This window comes from Psychrobacter pocilloporae (assembly GCF_029872915.1).
Taxonomy (GTDB): Bacteria; Pseudomonadota; Gammaproteobacteria; order Pseudomonadales; family Moraxellaceae; genus Psychrobacter; species Psychrobacter pacificensis.
Genome location: NZ_PGFT01000001.1, coordinates 728104 through 748279 on the forward strand (window position 1 = coordinate 728104; position 20176 = coordinate 748279).

The following is a 20176-nucleotide window of genomic DNA, read 5'->3' on the forward strand; positions in this document are numbered from 1 at the left end:
GAATAGCCACCACTTTAGAGAGAACAAGCCGACTTAGCTCAGTTGGTAGAGCAACTGACTTGTAATCAGTAGGTCGCCAGTTCGATCCCGGCAGTCGGCACCATCTCTTTTAAAGTAGCTTTTTATGAATTTGTCTTAAATGAGAGTCATTTTTGTTCAAAGCACCCTTAGGTGGGATTGGGGAGCGGTCAAACCCAACAGACTGTAAATCTGTCGCGAAAGCTTCGAAGGTTCGAATCCTTCTCCCACCACCATATTTTTTTAAAAGTTTGTTATAGCGCCAAGCATGCTCTATATAGTTTCTAACTCTCAACTAGAGTTATTAAGATTAGAGTAAATGCGGGTGTGGTATAATGGTAACACCTTAGCCTTCCAAGCTAATGACGCGGGTTCGATTCCCGCCACCCGCTCCATATATACACCATCGCAAAGCCTATTAATTATTCATCACGACATCAGTTATTACTACTGTATCGTGATATTTTTTTTAGTGCAGCTCAAAGGTTTACACTATACGCTCATATAGCTCAGCGGTAGAGCACTCCCTTGGTAAGGGAGAGGTCTCGAGTTCAATTCTCGATATGAGCTCCATTTATTATGTAAATCCTCTATGCTTGTTTTGCTATTTATATATAGCTTTGCGTCGATATCGAAAATATAAAATATTGAAACATATAAAATTAGTACGACAGGTAACGATTTAAAGGTGACACTGAGGTGTTGCCTTTTAGTGCTGTCAGCATATTAATAAATATTGCTTTTGATGATTCGATATCAACAGAATTAAAACTGGTAAACGAGTATGCAAACGTTTATACATTACTTTTTGCATTTTGGTTTCCCTCTCGTTATCGCAGTTGTATTTTTTAAGAAAGAGTGGAAAAAAGCATATCTGATATTGCTTGCGACTATGTTAGTTGATTTGGATCACTTAGTAGCAGACCCGATCTTTCAGGCTAATAGATGTAGCATTAATTTTCATCCGCTACATACGTATTATGCGATGCTGGTATATGTTGCTTTGCTCTTTTTTCGTAAGCCTTTTAACATCATTGGGATTGGATTGCTTTTTCATATGTTAACGGATTTTACGGATTGTTTGATGATGTCATCTAGCTGATATAATAGCTTTGCACATCGAGCCGTTAAACGGTTATAAGCAGTAGCATATTTAAGACCTCTTTAGATAATAGAAAAATAGGTTTCGAGCAAGAGATGTATGACTATTGAGGATAAGCCGGCGTATAATAACGGATACAAAAATTAGTTCGAAGTGCTGTTTGATAAGAAGCAGTGGTTCGTGCGGTTGATAGCTAGGTTTATGATGAGTTAGTTTTATTATGAGCCATTAAACAGCTTTTTATTGATCATTCACCAAAAAAAGAGGAAATACCCATGGCAAAGGCCAAGTTTGAACGTAGCAAGCCACACGTCAACGTCGGTACCATCGGACACGTTGACCATGGTAAAACCACCCTTACCGCTGCAATCGCAACCGTAGCTGCAATCACCTCTGGTGGCGAAGCAAAAGACTACGCATCTATTGACTCAGCACCAGAAGAAAAAGCACGTGGTATCACCATCAACACCTCACACGTAGAATATGACACAGACACACGTCACTACGCACACGTAGACTGCCCAGGTCACGCCGATTATGTTAAAAACATGATCACCGGTGCCGCTCAGATGGACGGCGCAATCTTAGTTGTATCAGCAACTGACGGCCCAATGCCACAGACTCGTGAGCACATCTTGCTATCACGTCAGGTTGGCGTACCATACATCATCGTATTCATGAACAAATGTGACATGGTAGATGACGAAGAACTACTAGAACTAGTAGAAATGGAAGTTCGTGAACTATTGAACGACTATGACTTCCCAGGTGATGACACCCCAATCATCCACGGTTCTGCTACTGAAGCCCTAAAAGGCTCACAAGAAAAATACGGCCAACCAGCCGTTGTAGAACTACTAAACGTACTAGACACCTACATCCCAGAGCCAGAGCGTGACGTTGACAAAGCATTCCTAATGCCAATCGAAGACGTATTCTCAATCTCAGGTCGTGGTACCGTAGTAACTGGCCGTGTTGAATCTGGTATCGTAAAAGTTGGTGACGAAATCGAAATCGTTGGTATCCGTGACACTCAAAAAACCACCTGTACTGGTGTAGAGATGTTCCGTAAAATGCTTGACGAAGGTCGTGCTGGCGAAAACTGTGGCGTACTACTACGTGGTACTAAGCGTGAAGACGTACAACGTGGCCAAGTACTAGCGAAGCCAGGTTCAATCACGCCTCACACCAAATTTGACGCTGAAGTATATGTACTGTCAAAAGAAGAGGGTGGTCGTCACACACCATTCCTAAACGGCTATCGTCCACAGTTCTACTTCCGTACCACTGACGTAACTGGCGCAATCCAATTACAAGACGGTACTGAAATGGTCATGCCTGGTGATAACGTTGAGATGGGCGTAGAGCTTATCCACCCAATTGCTATGGACAAAGGTCTACGCTTCGCTATTCGTGAAGGTGGCCGTACTGTAGGCGCTGGTGTTGTTGCTAACGTATTGAACTAAGACTTAAGTCTCAGTAATGAGATTATGAATTAGTCATAAAAAAGCCACCCTATCTAGGGTGGCTTTTTTTTTGGGGGTGTGAATGAGGAGAAGGAGTTAAATACTAGGGTTTTTCTCTCATTTGAAAAAATAAATTCTAAAGCTATAAGTTACAAGGACTGCTTCATATATAGTAGATTAAAGATTTGCTTATAGATAGCTATAACCCTTATTATATAATGGCAGGATTTTAAAAATAAAAACACAATAACTTAAATCGGAGTAAATAATGATTACCCATGTACCTGATGTAACTTTTAAAACTCGTGTTCGTGATGAATCTATCGGTGGTGAAAACCCATTCAAATGGTATGATCTAACCACAGACGAGTTATTTGCCAATAAAAAAGTAGTGGTATTCTCACTACCTGGCGCCTTTACACCAACCTGTTCAACCAGTCATTTGCCTCGCTATGAAGAGCTTTACAATGAGTTTAAAGCGCTAGGTGTTGATGAAGTTGTTTGTGTTTCTGTTAACGATGCCTTTGTTATGTACCAGTGGGGCCTGAAGCAAAACCGTGAAAACGTTTTCTTACTTCCTGACGGTAACGGTGAGTTCACTCGTAAGATGGGTATGCTGGTGGATAAGAGCAATCTTGGCTTTGGCATGCGTTCATGGCGATATTCGATGTATGTGGATAATAAAGAAATCAAAAAGGTGTTCAAAGAACCTAACTTCGGTGACAACTGCTCAACAGACCCATTTGAAGTGTCAGATGCAGATACCATGTTAGAATATCTGAAAAGTAATGCTTAATCACAATTCTTAAGTGTGTTGACGTTTGACTGGTATCATCAGGCGTCGATAAATACTTGAATGCTGAAGCTCAAATACTGTTGAACTGCTTAATCCTTAAGTATAAGGGCTAAGCAGTTTTTTTATGTTTTCTACAAAAACTTTGGCAATATTAAAAGAAATACCTAAGATAGTGTTAAATATGAGGCGCGAAAGCGGGTATTTATGACATAAATAATGTCATTTCTGAGTAATTATAAAAATGACGATAAGATAGCGTTTATTGCATAAGAAAAATAAAGGGAGAAGCGGTGTTTATTATAAAGAAATTAGCAATCAATACATCAGAGCGGCAACAAGCGCTTCAAGCCGTTGCAAATATCGAAGCGCTCGTACAGCCGCACGACGCATGGACTGAGCAGTCGTTGGCTGAGATGCTCGCGCAAGATAGTATGCATATGCTCATAGTTTATAAACAAGAAGATAAAGCCGATAATAATAAAGTCATTGGCTACTGCCTCTATCAAGTGATTTTTGAGCAAGCAGAGATTTTGCGTATTGGCACGCATCCTGATTATCAACGACAAGGCATTGCTTCACAAATTATTGATAAGTTGCATGAAGTATTGCAGAGTAATCAGGTGGAAAATTTGTTATTAGAAGTACGAGCAGACAATCATGCTGCGATAGCGTTATATGAAAAGCAAGCATTTGCAATCATTCATAGACGCAAAGGCTATTATAAGTCACCGAATCAGTCCGCAATTGATGCGTTAATCATGCAACATGTCTATGGTGAGTGAAGAGAGTAAATTCTCATTAGGAGTTATAAGCGTGGTTTCTTTAAAGATAAATTATTTATCTCAACCAACGTTATCGTGTTTAACTTGATGGTATTTTCTTCTTACAGATATTAGTGTCTAACTGATAATTGCTGTCTGCTTTCATCCGTGCAAGAACATCTATACGCTCGCTCAATAATTCTACCATCACGCTTATATTGGCTTGCTGTTTCCTGACTTGTTCTAGCTTTTGCTGAGTCAGCATGAGCTGCAAATCAATATCCAATTGGCCATCATAGTAATCGTTTAAGCTGTTTTTGATTTCAGTAAGGGTGAAACCAATGGCTTGCGCGCTTTTGATTAGCTCAATACGCTCGACGCACTCGGGATGAAACTCAGTATATAAACGTGAGCCTGCTTGACGCTTACGCGACCTTAATAGGCCCAACTGTTCATAGTGACGCACGGTGTCTTTGGTTGTATTGGCTTTTGCTGCCAGCTCTCCGATTAGCAGAAATGAGGTATCAAGCGCCATAAAATTCTCTTAACTCTTTAGCTTTTGTAGATTTCATGATTGATGCTGCCAAGGATTTGCTGTATCGAGAAGGGATACGGCCAATGGCTGATGAAAATTATTGTGCCAATTGATGGAGCGACTGCTTATTAAGCGATCTAATTGAGCAAGAAAGTCAGGACGCGGTAGAGTAGTGGCACCCAAGCTCATGAGATGATCATTAGGTAACTGGCAGTCGACAAGTGCAACATGACTTTGCTCACATAAGCGCATCAACCCCCAAAACGCGAGTTTTGACGCATTAGAGGCACGATGAAACATGGATTCGCCAAAGTAGATGCCATTTATTTTTAGGCCGTACAGTCCACCAATGAGTTGACCTGTCTCGTCCCACACCTCAATGCTATGGGCAAATCCTTGCGCATGCAGTTTGGTATAAGCCTCAATCATCTCTTCATGAATCCAAGTGTGTTCGCCTTCGGGCAGGTCATTATTAAGACCATCGCTACGCGGCAGACTACAGGCATGTATGACGTCATCAAAAGCTTGATTGAGTGTTAGTTGCCAACGCGTGCGATTTGCTTGCTTGCGCAGTGACTTACTCGGTTGATAATCAGATGGGACGATCACACAACGCGGCTCAGGACACCACCAAGCGATAGGCTCATCTTCATTGAACCATGGAAACAGTCCTTGTGCATAAGCAGATATTAATGTATCGGGTGCAAGATCGCCACCCATCGCGACAATACCAATGCCCTCAGGATCGATAGAGATAGGATCAGGAAAGTCATAACGCCCAAGACTTTGTAAAGTCTCAGGCGTGATGTATTGATCATGATCGCCGTGCTGCGCAAAGTTATTCATTTAGTCTTCTTAATCAGCAGTCAGCGTTGACGCATAGGTATGGTCTTTCGCCGTTGTCTCACCGATAGCATCCAAATATTTCTCAGCATCCAGCGCTGCCATACAGCCAGTACCAGCAGAGGTAATGGCTTGACGATAGACATGATCAGCCACGTCACCTGCGGCAAACACCCCTTCGATACTGGTCTGCGTGGCATTACCATTCAAGCCACTATTGACGACCAGATAGCCATCTTTCATATCCAATTGACCTTTGAATAGGTCGGTATTAGGCTTATGACCGATGGCGACAAACATACCCATTGCATCCAGTTGTTTGGTGCTGCCATCAATCATTGATTCGATAACGACACCATTGACGCCCATGTCATCACCGACAACTTCTTTGACTTGATGATTCCATTCAATTTTAACATTACCGTTTTTGGCTTTTTCAAACAGCTTGTCTTGTAGGATTTTTTCAGAGCGCAGGCTATCACGGCGATGCACTAAAGTCACTTCAGAAGCAATGTTAGAGAGGTATAAGGCTTCTTCAACGGCTGTATTACCACCGCCAATCACAGCGACTTTTTGATCTTTATAAAAGAAACCGTCACAAGTGGCACAAGCGGATACGCCAAGCCCTTTAAATTTGGTTTCTGATTCTAGACCTAAATACTGAGCAGAGGCACCTGTTGAGATAATCAGGGCATCACAAGTATAGGTACCGTTGTTACCTGACAGCTCAAAAGGTCGTACATTCAAGTTAACATCATTGATATGATCATAAACCAATTCTGTACCGAAACGCTCAGCATGTGCTTTCATACGCTCCATCAATGCAGGACCGGTCAAATCATGCGCATCGCCTGGCCAGTTATCAACCTCAGTAGTGGTGGTTAATTGACCACCTACTTCCATACCCGTTACCATAACAGGTTTAAGGTTGGCGCGTGCCGCATAGACCGCAGCCGAATAACCGGCAGGACCTGAGCCTAAAATGATGAGCTTTTCGTGACGTGGAGCAGTAGTGTCAGTTGCCATAAGTGGTTCCTTTCTAAATATACGCATGAAAAATATGAGTTATAAATCTAATAAAAAAACGTCAAGCGTTGCTACTAATATGGTTTTTCTAATTGCTGTGTGATAATAACATAAGGGTAGATAGCAAAAAGTGCAAGTTTGCTAAAACAAACACAGCTATCATTAGAATCAAAGCATGATAACCTTGAAATACTCGTGCTAGAAACAGCTGGTATTTTATAGGGTCTATACAAAATTGTTAGCAGTATTATGTTAGGGCGTGTTGAACATTCGCAAATAGGCACTGCTGATCGCTAAAATGGTTCCAGACAAGGCACAAAGCGACGATAATGCAGATGCCTTAGCGAGATTTGTAACGCAGTATGGGGCAATTTTAGCATCAGCCCCAACGATAAAAGCAGGGGACAGGACTCTTTTTTGCCGCTTCATCGTTAAAAATAAGCGCTTAGAGTGACTAAACTTATTATTTTTAACATCGAATCGCCTAAAAAATAGTCGCTGTCAGTGCCATGGTCAAATGTTCAACACGCCCTAGTAACTTTTGGATTATTCGCAGATTTTTTGCTTAAATCGTACATTGATTTACTTTCTTGCACGCTTTCTTTATAAGAGTGTCGCCACTGTACCTATGTATTTGTTATTATAAGAAGTTATGCCAAGTGTGATAGAGCTTAAGCGATGACTGCTATGCTCAGGCCTTTTGAGAGGTGAATCTCAACCAAACACTTTGCTAGGTACCTTTATATGTCAGCACTTTATGCCAGCATGATTAGACTTAGTCATGCACTGGCGACCATTTAGTATTAACAACAAGGCAGATTTTACGTGATATCAGCACCGCTTATTGAGTATTTAAAAAAGGGAATATTTACCCTCCTTGGGTTAATACTGGCTGTTTATTTGTTTGTTATTTTAATGACTTACACAGGCAATGATCCTAGCTGGTCGCACATCAGTAGTGATATGACGACTATTAACAACATGGGTGGCCAGACGGGCGCTTGGTTGTCCGACTTGCTCTATAGCTTTTTTGGCTATGGTGCATGGTGGTTTTTAGCGTTTGTGGTTTATGAGTCTATCCTTATTTGGTGGGACAATAAGCCGACGTTTTGGCTCATGCGGCTGGTCGCTTATGTGTTTTTGCTGTTGAGCGCCAGTGCATTATTTGCACAACTGGTTGCCTTAATTCAGCAAGTAGCCAATCCTGCATCAACGGGACTTGAAGGCGTGGCTGGTGGTATCATCGGTCTTGAGTTGCAGGAACGTTTGGCACAGTTGCTATCGCAGTGGGGCAGTGTGGTTTTCTTGGCGGTGTTCGTTGTGATTACCGCGACCTTTGCCTTTAACATCCATTGGCTCGCTATATATCAGAAGATTACAGCATTATCTTGGCTTGGCTCAGGGTTAAAAAATAAAGAAGATGCTGCCGAGTTGGATGAGCAAAGTGAGGTGTCGCAAGACCGTGACAATATCAAAGAGGGAAATCCCAATCAAACAGCCGAGTACGAGCAGCTGCCACTTGAGTTGCAATCAGCTGACGATGCGAATAGTGTTCAAGCAGTAGATAATAGTGGCAGATTCAGCAATGTATTATCAGATTTTTTGTCGACGTCAGGATTGGCTGATAGTGTGAAAGCATCTATGGCGACAGCAAAAGCAGCAGCAACGTCTAGCGATGAAAAAAGTGAGTCACCATACGCGGTCGCAGCGACTGCTAATGCTACGGTTGGCAGTACAGTCAGTGACACCAACACATCAACGATACCAAACCCTATCGTAGCGCCTGCTCGCAAAGTCGAGCCAAGCTTTGCATGGAATGATGCAAATACGGTTGATGATCTGCTCGCGCGTGAACAGATGGCTTATAGCACTAACAGCATAGATAATTCTACTGTGCCTAACTATGCACAGAGTGAAGTCGTCACTGACGTGCCATTAGAAGAAGCAGTACAAACCTCTGTGGCAGCACCGATGGTAGAAACAGAAACTCAATCAGATTTATCTAATCAAGAGCTAGCTACTCAATCCTCAATGGATGAATCAACGAATGCTCAAGCTGTCAATCAGGTTATTACTGAGCCGGAAGACTCTCACCCAGATGATATAACGGAGAATGTCGATAAGTTGGCAGAAGCATGGTTGGCGGAGCATGGCAATATATCAGAACCTGTTGCAAAATCGTCAGTTGCTACTGCTGAGGAAACTAATGTCACTAATCAAATTCCGCAAGAAGAGCTATCAAGGCCTACGTCAGACGCCACTAATAGCATTCTAAGTGACGACTCTTATGGGCTCTCTGCTGCACAGTCCGAACTATTACAACGTAATGAGTCATCGCCTGTACCTGAGGTCACAGTGGCTCAGCCATCAGTAGAAGTGGCCGCATCAGTATCAGAAATTTCGGATATGACACCGACCAATACGCCGCCTGCCAATCCAAAAGCGGCGCCAACTATTGAAGCGGTCAGTTCGGCCTCAAATACGCAGCCTGTAGCCCCAGCTAAACCTTCTGTCAGCTTTGCGGTACCAGAAGGTGATAGTAGCAACCATATCACAGATATGATGCCAGAAGATGACAGTGAAGACACGGCTTCACCCGTTATGCCGCATATCAGTGACGATGCGGCGTTCAGTCAAAAATCACGCTCGATGCAGACGGCTGCCTATCGCAGTAGCCTAACCCCTATTCCAGAAGTGTCTATATTGGACAAGCCAGATCCTGACCGTAAGCCTAGCTATACCATCGCTGAGCTTGAACAATTATCTGAGCTGCTTGAGATCAAGCTCCAAGAGTTCAATGTAAAAGCCAACGTCGTCAACGCTATCCCAGGGCCTGTGGTGACTCGTTTTGAAGTGGAGCTGGCGGCTGGTGTCAAAGCCAGCAAAGTCACTGGTATCTCACGTGACTTGGCGCGCTCATTATCGATGGCCTCTTTGCGTGTGGTCGAAGTCATCCCTGGTAAGCCGTATATTGGTATCGAAGTGCCCAATAAAAAACGTGAAATGGTGCGCTTAATCGAGCTACTTAGTACCGAGATGTTCAAAGACCCTAAAGCACAAATCAGCATGGCGATGGGTAAAGACATTGGCGGTAACCCCATTATTACTGATCTGGCGCGTGCCCCGCATATGCTGGTTGCTGGTACCACAGGCTCTGGTAAATCGGTATTGGTCAACTCAATGCTATTATCGATGTTACTCAAGTACACGCCCAATCAATTGCGACTCATCTTGATTGATCCAAAGCAGCTGGAGCTTGCCAACTATAATGACATTCCGCATCTGCTTACCCCAGTTGTTACTGACATGACCGAGGCCGCTAGCAGCTTGTCATGGTGCGTGGCCGAAATGGAGCGTCGCTATCAGTTGATGAGCTTGCTCAAGGTTCGTAAGCTCAACGAGTTTAATAAAAAAGTCATCGCGGCAGAGAAATCAGGCAATCCAATGCTCGATCCGTTATGGCGACCAAACGACAGCGTAAGTATCAGCCAAGCGCCAAAGCTCAAAACTCTGCCCATGATTGTCATTGTTGCGGATGAGTTTGCCGATATGATTATGCAGGTGGGTAAACAAGCCGAAGAGCTCATCACGCGCTTGGCACAAAAATCACGTGCGGCTGGTATTCACTTAATGCTAGCTACTCAGCGCCCATCAGTCGATGTCATCACGGGTTTGATTAAAGCCAATATCCCAGTACGGGCAGCACTACGTGTCAACTCAAAAGTCGATTCGCGTACGATTCTGGATAGTGGCGGTGCTGAGGACATGCTCGGTAACGGTGATATGTTGTTCTTGGGGCCAGGTCAGATTGAACCAGATCGTGTGCATGGTGCTTATGTCAGTGATGAAGAGGTCAACCGTGTCTGTGACGCATGGCGTGAGCGCGGTGCGCCCGATTATATTGACAACATGGCAGGAAATTTTGAGCTATCTAGTCCGGGCGGTGGTAGCACGGCTAATGCCTCTGGTGAAGATGATGACCTATATAATGATGCTGTCGCCTTTATTATGGAAACGCGTAAGGTCTCAGCTTCTAGTATCCAGCGTAAGTTCAGTATCGGATATAACCGTGCAGCGCGCATTGTCGACTCAATGGAAGACGCTGGACTGGTCAGCTCGATGGGCAAAAGTGGTAAGCGCGAACTGTTAATGTAGTGCTTAGTATTGAATGAATAATGAAAAAACGAGTCACGACAATGGCTCGTTTTTTTTGTGAAAGAGATTCAAGATTAATTCACTCATAAGCGAATAAGCTACCAAAACTTTCAAATGACCAGTGAGTTTGTTTATCAACCATAGGTCGTGGTTTTTTATAATAAACTGACAGTTACTGATGAAATAGATATTTAAAAAATCTTACTACAATTACTCTCCAAGGAAGGTTGGTTATGTTTAGAGAATATACCCAGTACGATGCACTCGCCTTAGCGGCACTGGTTAACTCAGGTGAGGTCAGTGCAAAGGAGCTATTAGACGCCGCCGTTTATCAGGCCAATAAGCTCAATCCCAAGCTAAATGCCATTATTCACCGTTTCGATGAGCGCGCTTACAACGCGGCGCAAGCAGGACTGCCTTCTGGCGTATTTACTGGCGTGCCGTATTTGCTAAAAGATTTATCATTTAGCTTCGCAGGTGAGCCTATTACGATGGGCAGCCGCAGCGTCAATATCCTCTCAGAAAAAGACAGCGAAATCGTCAAACGCATGAAAGCGACAGGCGTCAATACCTTTGGCAAAACCAATACGCCAGAGTTTGGCTTGATTATCACCACTGAGCCAAAAGCCCATGGCGCCACTCACAACCCGTTTAAAAAAGGCTATAGCTCTGGTGGCTCGTCAGGTGGTAGTGCCGCGGCAGTGGCGAGCGGTATCGTACCGATGGCAGGCGGCGGTGATGGTGGCGGTTCGATACGGTTTCCATCTGCCTGGTGCGGTGCGTTTGGCTTAAAACCAAGCCGTGGCCGCAATCCACTTGGCCCTAATCTTGGTGAAGGTTGGGATGGGGCAGTTGCTGATCATGTGATTACGCGCTCGGTACGTGATAGTGCCGCGATGCTCGATGCCACCAGTGGTGCAGAGATTGGCGCGCCTTATGTCATTGCGCCGCCAGACGGCACGTTTTTGCAGGCGGCGATGCGCGCGCCAAGGCCATTGAAAATCGCGTTACAGCAGCAGCCACTGATTGCCAATACCGTAGTGGACAAAGAAGTCCTTGCTGTACTTGAGCAAACCGCTAAGCAGCTAGAATCGATGGGGCATCAAGTGATACCCGCTGAGCCAAATATCAATATCGAGCAGTTTTGGCATGACTTTATCGTCGTGGTCTGCGCACATACCGCCTTTACGATTGATAATATCGAGCGTGAGTTTGGGCCCGCCCATATCAAAAACCTAGAGCCGCAAACCTACAATATGGCGCTACTCGGACGTTCGCTATCAGCAGTGGATTTGGTTCATGCCAAGCATGGCTGGCATCACAGTCAGTATCAAACGGGAATGTTATTAGAAACCTACGATATGATTTTGTCCCCGACGGTACCGACGCCTGCGGTCAAACACGGCGTGCTACCGCCCAGTCGCATGGATGAGATGATGATGCGTAGCGCTGGGGTGCTCAATAAAGGGTTTGACATGGGTAGATATGCCTTTAAGTCAGGCATGATCGAAAAGCTAAGCGCGCCTGTGCTAGGAAAAATGGGCTTCACATTGTTGGGCAATGTCACAGGATTGCCAGCAATGTCAGTGCCAGTCGGCATGAGTAAAAAAGGCTTACCAATTGGCATGCAACTCATCGGACGTATGAATGATGAGGCGACGCTATTTAGTCTGGCAGGTGAGATGGAGCGTGCGGGTTTATTTACCAAACCTGCCTTTGAGAAGTAGGTTTGGTTTGTGTGCTTTAATTAGATAAGTAGGAAATAGTAAATAGAAGCTAATCAAAGCGGTAAATATCCATGCCCAAACTATGATGGGCCATGCTCTGATGAACAACCGAGACGCGCTGACCGGCACCTAACGCAAAAAACAATGGCAGCAAATGCTCGTCACTTGGATGAATGTCTTTGTACTCTGGATATTGCTGCCAGTCGAGGGCAGTGGGTATGTCTATCTTGAGCTGCTGGAGCAACCACTGCTTAAAGGATTTGGCAGCTTGGTCAATGCTATCGGCATCCCAGCGCAGTGCTTGTAAGTTGTGGGTGATATTACCTGAGCCAATAACAAGAATTTTCTCATCACGCAGATGCGCGAGCTGCGCGCCCAATTGATAGCAAGCAATGCTATCGTAATGCTGCGGCAGTGACACTTGAACGATAGGCACATCTGCCTCTGGGTACAGGTGTCTGAGCGGTGCCCAAACGCCATGATCACAGGCACGTACAGGATTGACGCTACATGTGATACCGCGTGCGGTGAGCTGCTGAGCAAGTGTCTCAGCCAGCGCTGGTTGACCTGATGCAGGATACTGAAGATCGTAAAGCTCAGGCGCAAAACCCGAAAAATCATGCCACGTTTTTGGCTGCGGGTTACTGCTAATCTCGAGCTTTGCTGATTGCCAATGCGCCGACATAATGACGATAGCACGTGGCTTAGGTAAGTTTTGCCCGATACGTGCCAATGCACTGGTCGTGGCAGATTGCTCAATCGCAAGCGTGGGTGCCCCGTGCGAGATAAACAACGCAGGTAGTTTGGATGCATTAGGCATTATAGCAGACGCACTTTCCCATGCCGCAGCAGAGGTAATAGGTGTCTGTACAGTGTCGTGATGATGATCACGCTGATGCGTAGTCTGAGAGGCTTTGGATGTCGCGCGTTTTGGATATGTCATGTTCCATTTATTAGGGCATGCGCCAGTTTTTCAATCTATTTTGGGATTGACGTTTTAAATCAAAAAAAAGCTTGGGGTTTGGTTAATTACCGCGATGATAAGGGTGGTTATTGTTGATACTCATCGCGCGGTATAGCTGCTCCATTAGTACAACGCGTACCAGCGGATGCGGCAATGTCAGTGCTGATAATGATAACTTTGCGTCGGCTTTTGCTAACACTGCTGGTGATACGCCATCTGCACCGCCGATGACCAACGCAATATCATCACCTTGCTGCATGCCATCAGCGAGTTTATCAGCCAATCCTTCCGTTGAAATCATCTTACCTTTGACGTCTAGTACCCATAATTGCTCACGGCTCGCGGCATTATGAGCGGCCAATATCGCTTGACCTTCTTGCTCACGGTACTGTGCTAGATTGGCATCTGATGGGTTTTTTGCCCGTTTTGCAGCGGCAATCTCTACAATCTCTGTGCTCAGCATGGGCTGAATACGCTTAAAATACTCATCAAATCCTGTTTGAACCCAGCTAGGCATCTTATTGCCAACGGTCAAAATTCTTACCTTCATAGTACGTACCATTTTTTAAATTGAAAAATTTTTACATTCGAGCACTGAATCTGAGTATTGATGGCCATCAGTGCTCAAGTATCTAATCACTACATCAAAGGGGTAATGGTCTCTGACACGCTGTGATCTACATCCTGCTCATCATCACTCGTATCGGCTTGGCGTTGTTTTGGAATCACGCTGAGTTTGGCATCAGACTCGAAGACAATAGCTTCGATATCATCAAAATTATTGACCCCTTCAGCGCGCATCGCACATTCGATTTCTTGACGAGTCAGGCGCTCGGCACGCATCGCTTCTGGCAAAAACTGCCCTTGATAAAAGACAATACGTGGATCAGACAGAATAACACTTCTAAATTGCGGTGAGATAGAGGCGTATTTGGTTATCAAAAACTGTAAGAGATAGAGTACCAATATCGACGAAGCCCCTTCGATGAAAGGGATGTTTTTGAGCAAAATGGTACTAGCACCCAATGAGCCAATCATGACGGTCACGATCCAGTCAAAGTTATTGAGCTGTGACGTCGAGCGTTTACCAGAGGCTTTGGTCACCAACACAATCAACACGTAGACCATAACAGTCGTTAAAACAATGCGACCGAGCTTATCTATGTTGTCAAAAAAAACCGTTTCCATGATGTTTGCTCCTATTATAAAGTAAAACAAATAATCGCTAAAATTTGACTGCTCAAAGTTAGCCTAACGGATTTTACCTATGAGTAGGAGAAAACTTTGTATTACCTTGTAGGTGGTCGGTTATGCTCGTTGTAGATAGTTGGCTGTGCTCATACTGTTTTGGGAGCAGGGTTCAAGAAATGGTTGATGGCCCATAGGCTGATACGCGTACTGACCAAGGTGAATACCAGCATCAGCACCAATGAAGAAAGCAAGGGCAAAGGCCGCGCCATAGCCATCTCGAGTAATACCTCACGGCTAACCCCATCAAATAACCAAAACCATATGGCTAAAAAATAAAGGACCGTCAATAACCAAACCACCGCTACACCGCCAAACATGAGCCGGTTGATTTCATTTTTAGCCAAGGCACGCTGCTGATGCTTGATGAATTTGCTGACCGCAATATAAGCACCGACGATGATAGAGACGACCATGACCAGTTGCGAATTAAGCGCAATCTTGGTCTGAATCATCATAAATATGGCGCTGGCAAGGATGTAACCAATGGCGAAAAACCCAATATATTGCGCCAGTTTAAGCTGACTTGACGCAAGCGTGCGAGGCTTACTGAGATTGGTTGTCTGGCGTGACATAAGCTTGCCTTTATAAAGGTAAAAATAAAAGTTTTAAAAATGTATTCATAAACATAGCAGTCATAATTGCTGTGCAAATAATCATGCCACTTGCGTCAAAATATCTGCTGCTTTACTACTGCTCACTAAGCATCGCTTTAGCAAGACCATTAGCGCTGAGCGGTCCAGTCAAGTACTGCATCTAATACAGGTCTTGCCGTATAAGGATTGAGCGCTTGATCTGTATTAATCATACCCACAACGACATAGTCTTGACCTGATAATCCTTTGACATAGCCTGCCATTGAGGTGACGTTATTTAGTGTGCCTGTTTTTATCCACGCTCGGCCAATCGCTGCTGAGTCAGGTAGTCGCTCACTATGAGCGGCAATGGTGCCACTGACTCCAGCGATACCTAACGAGTCTACATACGCATCAAAGCTTGGATGATTATAAGCGTAAGTCAACAGCTCGCTTAGATTGGCAGCGGTGATGGTGCAGTCGCGGCAGAGTCCCGAGCCATTGGTCAAATAAGGTGGCGGTGTGCTTAGGTTGGTTTGCCACCATTGGCTGATGTGTGTTAGCGCTGCAGGATAGTCAGTATGCATCGGCTGATACTGGTACAAGCTGGCGGCCTTTTGCGTGCTGTTTTTAGCAGGCATATTGGCGCGCTTAGTTGTGTCATAAGCGCCGATGGATAAGGCAACTTGCTCTGTCATGACATTGTTTGAAAAATGATTGATGTCATAAATTTGCTGCGTTAAGTCCAATGAAGGATAGCTGACCATAGGCAAAGGCGACATGGTAATAGCCGTGAGACCATGTACTAATTTTGAAGTATTTTTGGCATCGTAAGGGGTTTCTTGTGAGATCACTTGTCCGCTCAGTGTATTGCCAAGCGCTTGCCATTTAGCAGCAATGACGTGTGCGGCAAACGTTTTGGCATCAGGATACGCCACATAAAACACATGCTCACCGCAGCTTTTTGGCAGGCTGGCATTGAGTGCTAGCCGCTCCGCTTGCCACTGCGGCGATAGGCTGTAGCTTACCTGTCCGCAAGCCGCGTCACGTGTGCGGATCTTATTAGGGAGTTGATAGTTAGCCAGTCGCGGCTTATAAGTCAAGCTTGCGTGGTCGTTGTCCAAAGGGTGAGTATTGATACCGACGGTGCTAAAGTTCACCAAAAACCCATCTGGACTGGCGTTGTAAGGACGCAGTGGCGCATTGTCAAAGGCGGCAGGATCCTTGCTCACCGACTCAAAAATGCTGCTATCAACGATGATATCGCCATTGATATGGCGAATACCCGCTGCTTGCACTTGATAAAGGAGCTGCTTTAATCGCTCATGAGTCATCTTAGGGTCGCCGCTGCCTTGAATGATTAAATCACCATGTAGACGGTCGCCGATGACAATACCAGTATGATAGACGCGTGTATACCATACAAAGTCTGCCCCCAATGTATCAAGCGCGATAAAAGTGGGTACCAACTTCATGGTGCTGGCAGGCGTACGCGGTACATCAGGCTGATGATTCAATAGTGGTGAAAAGGAGATTTTTACCGAGGCATTATCCGTGCTCACCGCGCTATTGTCATCATTAGTAAGGGAAGGGTTCTCATCAGGTACAACCGTCGGTATGCTCTCTACACTCTGATACGTATAAGGATCATCAGTATACGTATGTATTTTTCGCTCATGCTGTTCAATCGTACGCTGTTCAATAATGATTAGCGCGCTTTGTGAGTCAGTATGAGTGGTGATGTTGGTCGCTAGGTTATCTGTCTTTGTCACGTTTTGGCTGCTATTGTTTTCATTAGCAGTCACAGCGTTATAGTCAGAGGGTCGCGTCGATTGGCGATCCGTATCACGGCTATCAATCACTTGCACAGACGCGGGCAGTCGACTGGCATTTTTGTCACCCACAGGCGTTACGATAAGACTGATATCAGACGCTGTCAGATTGGCACGTGACAATGCTGCTTCAATGGGGGCTGGTAGAGCCGGCTGTGCATAAGCAGGCGCTATGATCATCGCGGCGAATAGCGTGAGGGTAGGCAGACGTTTATTAGATAAGTGAGAGGGTAATACACGGCTACAGATTGCGGCAGTTTTGGCAGTAATGGGCGACTGATGGTCGCGCTTTGAACGGTATCGCATGAGCATCTTTCATCAGGTGGCAAAAACTGCTTATGGTAACATGAGTTGCTGTTTTCGCATATGCTCTCAGAAGCTCAATTTTATCGTCAATAATAAAGGCTAGCGTACATGCAAAAATGCCATCGCCGTCATTATTGCATCGTTATAAGCGTCATGCGCGCCAAGCTCAGGAATACCATAATGCGCCAGAATATTAGTCAAATGCTGCGTTTGATTGGGAATACCTTGCGTACGGTCGCCCATACGTCGACTGTATAATTGACGCACATCGATGACTTTGTTGGGCAAGGTCGTTCCCATATAGCGTTTGACCAAAGGGTTCAAAAATACCATGTCGAGCTGCGGGCAGAATCCGACGATGGGTCGGTTATCAATAAAAGGTAACAAAAGAGCCAGCATCTCGTCATAACTCATGCCATGCTCGACATCAGCAGTACGCAGACCATGAATGACAATTGTATCCCGATCTGGCATTACAGGCGGTCTGCAAACTAAGTGCATGCCATTACCCGTATCGATCGTATTGCCATTGATATGTATCGCTGCCACGGATAATAAATGGTGCTTTTTGGGGTTCAGGCCAGTCATTTCACAGTCAATCGCTACCCACTGCTCAGCCGACGGTGTGGTGAACATTGATGCCAGCTCCGGACGCTGTAGCTGCGTCTTTTGCCAAGCGCAAGATAACTGCTGTAACCAGCTCATGTTGATCATCCATTTATTTATTCTATTGCTATATTTATGCTATTTCTAACTGATAGTGTTGACGCAGCTGATTTTTAAAACTTTTTACCACGGCCAGACATTCTTTAAGCAGGTCGCGTTCTAGTGCGGTTAGTGTCGTTGGATCGACTTGCCTTGCCTGCTTGTCCTCGGTCGACAGTGCTACGGATAGCCGCTGCGCCATAAAAAACTCAAGCGCCTCCAATAATGTATCGGCGCGCTCTTGGGTCAGGGCATGAGACTGCACCAATGCCTTTAGGCGATCTTTACTGCTAGGCACATCGAGCACATCATTTTCTAATGCCAACGTACGAATACCATGAACCAATGGAAAGATCCCTGCTTTTTTTAGATCGATATCTGCTGATATAGATTTACCCCCTATCAAAGGTACAAACTTTTGCCACCACTGATTGACATCGCCAAACTGCAATGCTGCACGGGCAAACTGACGTACAAACATTGGATCGGCGTGTCTGTGAGCCATTCTTAAATGCTGACGTACCTGTGTCAGTAGGGTTTCATCACCGCAGACGTATTCGCCATCCATTATGGCGGACAAGTAGATGCCATGCATGGGGTCAGTGTTCCTAAACCATGAGGCAATCTGCGCGGTAAACTGCCTGAGCGGTTGTCGCCACATGGAATTGGTCATCATGATATTGCCATCGCACAGTGGATAGCCAAGCGTTGCCAAGTGATTATTAAAGGTATCGGCAAACTGTGCCAAATCCGGATGCGTATAGCCATCACGAATGATCAGGGCGTTATCTTGATCGGTACGCATGATTTGCTCGCCGCGACCTTCTGAGCCCATGACGATGAGACAAGTATTGCTTATCACTTCATCAGGTACGATCAGCTGCCAGAGCTTGGTAAATACTTGCGCATTCAACGTCTGCACCATGCGGCTGATATTACCGATTTTGACACCGTTTTGATGCTGCGCACGAATATAGCGACCGATAAGCTCGACTGCGGTATCTAGGCTTGATAGATCGGTTGCTTGCTCGATTTGAATACTAATAAGCTGTGAGTGATGACCAATGTGGGCGAGCATATCGTTTTGTCCAAGCACGCCGACGACATCACCACTGCTATCAATGACTGGCAGCCTGTGAATGCGATAGCGAGTCATAGTGAGCAACGCATCGCCAATCTCGTCAGTGGCCTTGATCGTACGCAGGTTAAAATTGGTATAGCGCTGGCAAAGCGTAATAGCGGGATCTTGTCTGTCACTCACAGCGCGACAAATATCCGTATCGGTGAGAATGCCTAACAGCAGTTTTGGCTGCTCAGTGTCTCGTATATTTTCTACATAGTTCAGCGGTCGTACCAGTACGTGTTTTAGCCTAGCCTCGGTCATGATACGCGCAGCTTCGTACAAGCTGTTATTGGCATCGACAATATGTACTGGCAATAAATGGACGTCGATGACAGGTTGCAGCATGATTTGCTGCACTTCTTGTTGATGGGTATAGCCAGCAGGGTTTAGGGCTTTGTTGCTACGGCGCTGTCGCAATGCCTTTAGTCTTTCGGGTAGCTTGTCTGATAGCATTTGGCGTACCAGATGATTTTGCGCGCTGATTTTATCGACAGTGGCACCATCGACTTGTAGCAGCAATGTCTCCTCACTGGCCCGAAACTGGTACGGCTGTATAGGCGTGTTTTTACTTTCTGGCACACCATTTTTTATGAGTGACTCAGGTAAGCGGCGACTATCAAACCAGTCATTATTGTTTGGCTCATCAGAATGGTTGCTGCCCAAATAAGAGGCGACAAATTCACCACCCAGTGATTGCTCAATTTGTCCTTTGATGACCACATATAGATACTGCAAGTCTGCTGCGGGTAGGATCTCATCTCTAGCAAGATAGCGGATCTTCGTGTTTTTTCTGATGCTTTGACGTTCAGCTAGACTCAGTACGTCAAAGGGCGGCTGGGTAAAGTCAAGATGGGGCATGGCATCATCCTTGATGGTATATTTTGCAGTAGAGACTTTACTATAGCACTATTCATGCAAAAAGCCTCTAATAACCCTATTTATATTGTGGTTATTAGAGGCTGCTTTATTAGCTTAAGATAAAAGCTTTTTGAGT

16 protein-coding genes and 4 tRNA genes are annotated in these 20176 nt (G+C 45.1%); 10 read left to right on the forward strand and 10 right to left on the reverse strand.

Features of this window, described 5'->3' with window-relative positions:
- Window positions 1-27 precede the first annotated feature (27 nt).
- The 8 genes from CUR83_RS03170 (at window position 28) to rimI (ending at window position 4164) form a co-directional block, all read left to right on the forward strand.
- Window positions 28-103 (forward strand) — tRNA-Thr (locus CUR83_RS03170).
- A 67-nt stretch (window positions 104-170) separates the two neighbouring features.
- Window positions 171-254, forward strand: a tRNA-Tyr gene (locus CUR83_RS03175).
- A gap of 85 nt (window positions 255-339) precedes the next feature.
- Window positions 340-413 (forward strand) — tRNA-Gly (locus CUR83_RS03180).
- Between the two features lie 103 nt (window positions 414-516).
- A tRNA-Thr gene (locus tag CUR83_RS03185) sits at window positions 517-591 on the forward strand.
- Between the two features lie 211 nt (window positions 592-802).
- A complete protein-coding gene (locus CUR83_RS03190; RefSeq protein ID WP_071002261.1) occupies window positions 803-1120 on the forward strand; it encodes a DUF6122 family protein in 318 nt (105 codons plus the stop codon).
- Window positions 1121-1395: 275 nt separating this feature from the next.
- Entirely contained in the window at window positions 1396-2586 is a 1191-nt protein-coding gene (gene tuf, locus CUR83_RS03195) for an elongation factor Tu (protein ID WP_071002260.1), read from the forward strand.
- Between the two features lie 268 nt (window positions 2587-2854).
- Window positions 2855-3382: a peroxiredoxin gene (locus tag CUR83_RS03200; RefSeq protein ID WP_071002259.1), complete on the forward strand. Its 528-nt coding sequence runs from the start codon at window positions 2855-2857 to the stop codon at window positions 3380-3382.
- Window positions 3383-3672: 290 nt separating this feature from the next.
- Window positions 3673-4164, forward strand: coding sequence for a ribosomal protein S18-alanine N-acetyltransferase (rimI, locus tag CUR83_RS03205; RefSeq protein WP_071002258.1), 492 nt, complete (start codon window positions 3673-3675; stop codon window positions 4162-4164).
- Between the two features lie 79 nt (window positions 4165-4243).
- Here the strand turns inward: rimI and CUR83_RS03210 are convergent, their stop codons facing one another.
- The 3 genes from CUR83_RS03210 to trxB are packed head-to-tail and all read right to left on the reverse strand — an operon-like array spanning window position 4244 to window position 6547.
- Window positions 4244-4678: a MerR family transcriptional regulator gene (locus CUR83_RS03210; protein WP_058023725.1), complete on the reverse strand. Its 435-nt coding sequence runs from the start codon at window positions 4676-4678 to the stop codon at window positions 4244-4246.
- A gap of 33 nt (window positions 4679-4711) precedes the next feature.
- Complete coding sequence (aat, locus tag CUR83_RS03215; RefSeq protein WP_186475079.1) at window positions 4712-5524, reverse strand: leucyl/phenylalanyl-tRNA--protein transferase; 813 nt, start codon at window positions 5522-5524, stop codon at window positions 4712-4714.
- Window positions 5525-5533: 9 nt separating this feature from the next.
- Window positions 5534-6547 (reverse strand): thioredoxin-disulfide reductase, encoded by a 1014-nt coding sequence (trxB, locus tag CUR83_RS03220; RefSeq protein WP_186475078.1) that lies wholly within the window; start codon window positions 6545-6547, stop codon window positions 5534-5536.
- A gap of 825 nt (window positions 6548-7372) precedes the next feature.
- Here trxB and CUR83_RS03225 point away from each other — a divergent pair.
- Together CUR83_RS03225 and CUR83_RS03230 are read left to right on the forward strand one after the other, a co-directional pair.
- Window positions 7373-10702, forward strand: coding sequence for a DNA translocase FtsK (locus CUR83_RS03225; protein WP_284719063.1), 3330 nt, complete (start codon window positions 7373-7375; stop codon window positions 10700-10702).
- Between the two features lie 233 nt (window positions 10703-10935).
- Window positions 10936-12429, forward strand: a complete 1494-nt coding sequence (locus CUR83_RS03230; protein WP_284719064.1) for an amidase — start codon at window positions 10936-10938, stop codon at window positions 12427-12429.
- A 49-nt stretch (window positions 12430-12478) separates the two neighbouring features.
- Here the strand turns inward: CUR83_RS03230 and CUR83_RS03235 are convergent, their stop codons facing one another.
- From CUR83_RS03235 to CUR83_RS03265, 7 genes are all read right to left on the reverse strand, one after another.
- Complete coding sequence (locus CUR83_RS03235) at window positions 12479-13372, reverse strand: DODA-type extradiol aromatic ring-opening family dioxygenase (protein WP_423726437.1); 894 nt, start codon at window positions 13370-13372, stop codon at window positions 12479-12481.
- 82 nt (window positions 13373-13454) lie between these two features.
- Window positions 13455-13943 carry a 23S rRNA (pseudouridine(1915)-N(3))-methyltransferase RlmH gene (gene rlmH / locus CUR83_RS03240; protein WP_075106889.1) on the reverse strand — a complete coding sequence of 163 codons (489 nt, stop codon included), beginning with the start codon at window positions 13941-13943 and terminating at the stop codon, window positions 13455-13457.
- Window positions 13944-14032: 89 nt separating this feature from the next.
- Window positions 14033-14581, reverse strand: a complete 549-nt coding sequence (locus tag CUR83_RS03245) for a DUF421 domain-containing protein (RefSeq protein WP_284719065.1) — start codon at window positions 14579-14581, stop codon at window positions 14033-14035.
- Window positions 14582-14730: 149 nt separating this feature from the next.
- Entirely contained in the window at window positions 14731-15216 is a 486-nt protein-coding gene (locus CUR83_RS03250) for an ABZJ_00895 family protein (protein ID WP_075106890.1), read from the reverse strand.
- 149 nt (window positions 15217-15365) lie between these two features.
- Window positions 15366-17354 (reverse strand): D-alanyl-D-alanine carboxypeptidase/D-alanyl-D-alanine endopeptidase, encoded by a 1989-nt coding sequence (gene dacB / locus CUR83_RS03255; RefSeq protein WP_284719066.1) that lies wholly within the window; start codon window positions 17352-17354, stop codon window positions 15366-15368.
- Between the two features lie 99 nt (window positions 17355-17453).
- Entirely contained in the window at window positions 17454-18059 is a 606-nt protein-coding gene (locus tag CUR83_RS03260) for a 3'-5' exonuclease (RefSeq protein ID WP_284719067.1), read from the reverse strand.
- 34 nt (window positions 18060-18093) lie between these two features.
- Window positions 18094-20040, reverse strand: a complete 1947-nt coding sequence (locus CUR83_RS03265; protein ID WP_284719068.1) for a DUF294 nucleotidyltransferase-like domain-containing protein — start codon at window positions 20038-20040, stop codon at window positions 18094-18096.
- Window positions 20041-20176 lie beyond the last annotated feature (136 nt).